Origin of the sequence: Streptacidiphilus sp. EB103A (genome assembly GCF_041261405.1) — a bacterium.
In the GTDB taxonomy this organism is placed as follows: Bacteria; Actinomycetota; Actinomycetes; order Streptomycetales; family Streptomycetaceae; genus Streptacidiphilus.
In genome coordinates, this window is the sequence record NZ_JBGCAQ010000052.1 from 1 (window position 1) to 5,061 (window position 5,061).

General features: G+C 65.1%; 4 protein-coding genes. 2 read left to right on the forward strand and 2 right to left on the reverse strand.

Annotation, left to right across the window (positions count from 1 at the left end; translation table 11 throughout):
- The first annotated feature begins 67 nt into the window (after window positions 1-67).
- Window positions 68-1,360, forward strand: a complete 1,293-nt coding sequence (locus ABH941_RS40805) for a tyrosine-type recombinase/integrase (RefSeq protein WP_370138533.1) — start codon at window positions 68-70, stop codon at window positions 1,358-1,360.
- Window positions 1,357-3,831: a tyrosine-type recombinase/integrase gene (locus tag ABH941_RS40810; RefSeq protein ID WP_370138545.1), complete on the forward strand. Its 2,475-nt coding sequence runs from the start codon at window positions 1,357-1,359 to the stop codon at window positions 3,829-3,831. The genes ABH941_RS40805 and ABH941_RS40810 overlap by 4 nt, the downstream gene beginning before the upstream one ends.
- Window positions 3,832-3,854: 23 nt before the next feature.
- Here the strand turns inward: ABH941_RS40810 and ABH941_RS40815 are convergent, their stop codons facing one another.
- Both ABH941_RS40815 and ABH941_RS40820 read right to left on the reverse strand, forming a co-directional pair.
- Window positions 3,855-4,220 carry a hypothetical protein gene (locus ABH941_RS40815; protein ID WP_370138552.1) on the reverse strand — a complete coding sequence of 122 codons (366 nt, stop codon included), beginning with the start codon at window positions 4,218-4,220 and terminating at the stop codon, window positions 3,855-3,857.
- Window positions 4,221-4,267: 47 nt separating this feature from the next.
- Complete coding sequence (locus tag ABH941_RS40820; protein WP_370138554.1) at window positions 4,268-4,900, reverse strand: hypothetical protein; 633 nt, start codon at window positions 4,898-4,900, stop codon at window positions 4,268-4,270.
- Between the last annotated feature and the right edge of the window lie 161 nt (window positions 4,901-5,061).

Consider the following 5,061-nt stretch of genomic DNA (forward strand, 5'->3'; position numbering starts at 1 on the left):
CGGTGTGTTGACCGAACTAACTTCGCTGTTTATGCAGGTCAGGGGCTATGTCTGCTAGCGTCCCGCCATGCCCGATGAACGCCGTCCCGGAAGGGATCTGAGGAACTTCGTCCTGCCCGAGATCGGCCAACTTCTGGTGACTGAGGATCCCTGGGAGCCCTGCCAACTGCTGGACCCGTTCGGAAGCGTGGTCGAGCCGGCTGCGGTGTACTTCAAGGACCTCATGGCGGCGGACAGCTCGCCGTTGACACCGCGGTCCTACGGCATGGATCTGCTGCGCTGGTGGCGGTTCCTGTGGATCCTCGGGATCGAGTGGGACCGTGCGACCAGGGACGATGCCCGGGACTTCATGCTGTGGATGAAGCTGGCGGACAAGCCGGTACGTGTGCACTGGCGCCATCGCGGCAAGGACCCCTCCGAAATACCCCCGCCGTCCCAGGCCGGCAGGCCAGCTCCGGGGACGCCGAATCCGGTGACCGGCAAGCCCACCGTCAGCTCGAAGTACGCCGCCACTACCCGAGCGCACTGCGAGACGGTGCTGCGGACGTTCTACGAGTTCCATCTGGAGCGCAACACCGGGTCCCTGCTGGTCAACCCCTTCCCGCTCGTACGTAGTCGCAAATCCTCGCGAGCGAACGAGCACCACAACCCCGAGAAGAAGCACAAGAATCAGCGCACCGGCCTCTACAGGCCCAAGATCCCCCAGCGGATCCCGCGGCGAATCCCCGACGACAAGTACACCGAGGTCTTCGCCGGCCTCCGCTCGCACCGCGACCGAGCTCTGCTGGCCTTCTGGGTCGCCACCGGTGCCCGCTCGGAGGAACTCCTCACCTCCCACCAGGGCGGTGCAATCGTTGGCCAGCAAACGATCGGCGTCATCCGTAAAGGTACGCGCGACTACCAGGAACTGCCCGCCACACCCGACGCGTTCGTCTGGCTGCGCCTCTACCAGGAGGAAGCCTGGCGAAAGGGCGTCCCCCGCGGTCGCCAGCAGCCCCTGTGGTGGACCCTGCGCCGCCCCTGGCGGCCGCTGAACTACGACGCGGCCCGCATCATGTTCAACCGCGCCAACGAGCTCCTGGGTGCCAACTGGACCCTTCACGATCTACGCCACACCGCGACGTTCCTGATGCTCGACGATCCGGACATGCCGCCGGTCTACGTCCAGCACATCCTCGGCCACAAGCAGTTGTCGACCCTGGATATCTACAACAACCCATCCCGGGACGATGTGATCGCTGCCGGACTCGCCCACCACGCCCGTCAGCAACAGCTCCGAGAGAACCCTCCGCCGGCCCCGATGTCCCCCGCCTACAACCCTGACTCCCTCAACAACCTTTTCGGAGGGCCGCTGACGTGACCACTATCCTCACGGCGCCCGCCCAGGCGCCGGCATTCGCACAGCGCTCCCGCGGCCAGGAGGCGGCCGCGCTACTGCTCGCCTTCCCTCCCCGTCTCCGAGCGCGCTCGTGGCCCCGGACCGAGGCGGCTCGGGAAGCGATCCTTGAAGATCTGCAGCGGCCGCCTCTGCAGGCTGCTGAGCCAAACACGCAGGACGTCCGCATGATCGGTGCTCGGCTGCTGCTGGCGTGGTTGGAGGCCATCCCCGGCAGCTCATGGCAGCAGCGCTGGGAAAACAGCCCTGCCTCCGCCTCCTACGACGGCTGGCAACAGCACATCCAGACCTGGGCGGCCACGCAAGGACGGAAACCCTCCCGTGGCACGCTCCACTCTGGCCTGCTGGCTCTGATCTGCGCAGATGTCATCCGGCCAAGCCTGCCGTGGCTCGCCCGCAACACGTCGAGATACCTCCGGCCCGCGATCGCCATCACCCGGGACCCGCAGGGCTTCGCACAGCTGGAAGCTGATGTCCCCGCACGCGAGTACGCCGTCCGCACCGGGTCAGAAGCCTTGAAGATCATCGCCCAGATCGTCATCGCCTACGGCGGCGGCATCGATGACATCGTCGTGGGCGACCTGTTGAACCACCACCAGCTCATGAGCGCCCACAAGCAAACCAGCACGTTGAGCGCCGTGCGTCTCGCCTACACGTGGCTTCGTGGTCGCGGCCAGTTCCCGTCCGACGCTCCGGCCACCCTGGCCCACCTGACTGTTCGCACTGGACAGCTCAGTCCTGCCGAGCTCATCGACCGCTACGACCTGCGTTGCCAGCCGGTCCGGGACCTACTGGTCGACTACCTCACCGAACGTCAGCCGACACTCGACTACGCCAGTCTCAGCGGACTCGCGGCCACGTTGGGAAATCTGTTCTGGGCTGACCTCGAACGCCACCACCCCGGTCTCGACACCCTCCGGCTGCCATCTGAGGTCAGTGACGCCTGGAAACGGCGTATCGCAGTCAAGACGGTCCGGAAGCGCTGCCCCGACGGCACCGTCCGGACGGTGACAGAGCCGCGCAAGAGTGCGCCGACCGTGAAGATGCTGGTGCGCGCCTTCTACCTGGACATCGGTCAGTGGGCTCTGGACGAGCCCGAACGGTGGGGCCGATGGGCCGCACGATGCCCGGTCAGTGAAGCCGACTGCGCTGTGAAGAAGATGGAGGCGGAACAGAAGGCGTGGTCAGACAATCGCACCCGCGAACGGCTACCGGTTCTGCCCGTGCTCGTCCGCACCGCCGAGCGCCTGCTCAGAGAGACCAGAGCGCGTCTCGAAGCCATCGACGCGGCGCCCCGGGGCTCCACCGTCACTGTCCACGGCGAGACCTTCACGCTGCCCGCTGGCGGCCACCGGGCCGACGGCAAGGCGGGGTTCGTTCGCGACTCGAGCGGGACGCGCAGGGATCTTCGCTCGGAAGAGCGGCGTGCTTTCTATGCGTGGGCGACCATTGAAATTCTGCGCCACACAGGCATCAGGATCGAAGAGCTTCAAGAACTCAGCCACCACAGCATAATTCGCTACAAGCTTCCCAGCACCGGGGAAATTGTTCCCCTTCTTCAGGTTGCCCCATCCAAGACGGACAAGGAGCGCCTGCTTCTCATCAGTCCGGAACTCGCCGATGTCCTCAGTGCAATCGTGAGCCGCATCCGCCGGCCGGGCGGAACCATTCCTTTGGCTCCGTCCTACGACTCGCTCGAGAAGACTTGGAACCCGCCCATGCCCGTTCTCTACCAGTGGCCCGTCAGTGGAGAAAACCGGCCCATATCGGCGAATACCATCCGCAAGTCTCTGAATGAGACGCTCGAAGCATCCGGGCTGATCGACGCTTCCGGGCAGCCGCTGCGATTCGCGCCCCACGACTTCCGCAGAATCTTCATCACCGACGCCATCCTCAACGGCCTACCCCCACACATCGCCCAGGTCATAGCAGGTCATGACAGCATCAACACCACCATGGGGTACGCCGCGATCTACCCAGCCGACGCCATCGAGGCGCACCGCGCCTTCATCGCCCGCCGACGCCAGATCCGGCCAATCGAAGAGTACCGCGCAGTCACCTCGGAAGAATGGGACGAATTCCTCGCCCACTTCGAGCGAAGGAAGCTCGCCCTCGGCGAATGCGGACGAGCCTTCGGCACGGACTGCATTCACGAACATTCCTGCGTTCGCTGTCCCGTCCTCATCGTCAGCCCTACCGAACAGCCCAGGCTCGAAGAGATCCGGGACAACCTCCACGACCGCATTGCCGAAGCAGAGATGAACGGCTGGCTGGGAGACGTCGAAGGTCTGCAAGTCAGCCTCGCTGCCGCAGAAGAGAAGATCGCACGACTCGATGCGCGGCAGGCCCGCAAAGAATCTCCCGTATTCCTCGGAATCCCCACGCTCGACAAGCTCGCCGCCCGCATCATCGACAGCCAGGAGCCCACGTCGTGATTCAGCCCGTAACTGAAACGCTGCTACGAGAACTGGTCGCCGACGCGCACCAGGCAGGCATCATCACCCTGGTGGTCGGCGCCGTCATCGACTCCGGGGATCGAGTCCTGCTTTTCGAGGATCCCCACCTCGACTTCGACGACCCGCACTTCTGGCAGATCCCCAGCTTCGGCGTATACCCGGGCGAGACGCTCCTCGACGCACTCGACCGCGGCCTGACCACCTGTGGCGTCAGCCTGGAAGTAGACGAGGTCACCGGCTACCTCGGCTGCTTCGACGATGACCCCCAGGGCACCGAACTGATTCGCTTCTTTGCGTTCACCGCCACGATCGAGGACAGCAGCAGCATCTGCCGGTCCAGCCGCAGCGCCCATCAGTGGGTGGGCCACTGCGACACGCCAGCTGTCACTGACCAGGTCCGCGACCTCCTGGCTGCCTATTTCTCCTCACCGCTGCTGGGTACAGGGCGATCCGCGGGGTCGGCTTCCCCGGCGCAGTCCAGCCGCAGATCATGATCTGCGTTCGATTCCATATGGGTTGACCAGCTGGTTACCGCGATGACATCACGTGCGATATCGGCGACGGAGCGGTCGTCGGTGGGTACTCGTGCGACCCACGGGGGCGCGACCGCCTCCAACCGCTGGGCCATCGCGCTGCTGCGGGTGATGTGGGCATCGAGTTGACTGCCGATCTCCCGGATGCCCAAGCGCTGCCGTGCGGTTGATTCGTCTGCGGTCAGGAGCACCGCGACGATGCGGGGTGTGCCGCCCATGGCGCGGGCGATCATGTCTGGCTCCAGGACGGAGACGGTGTTTGTGTAGACAAGTCTGCGATATCCCAGAGCGGCGTAGTTGCGCCAGATCGCGGCGAGATTCGCCTCGGTCATCTTCGTGCGAGCAGGGTCGTCGGCCGGAGCGGGAAACGCCTGGTCCAGGTTGTCGCCCTCGATCAGGCAGTGGGCGATGCCTGCGGCCTGCAGCTGCACGCAGATCTCCCAGCCGACTGTCGTCTTGCCGACGCCGGCGCGGCCTCCAATGAGCAGTGCTTCGCATGCGACGGCGGTCTGCACAGGCAGTCTCCTTGGGTTCGGAGAGTCAGTCGATGGCGTCTCAGATGCCATCGGTGCAGCCGTCGTTGATCTTCGGATAGCGCAGACAGACGATCATGTAGCGGCCACAGCCCACAGCGTAGACCTCGCCCGGGCCCCGGATCTCCCTAGTTCGGAGAAGG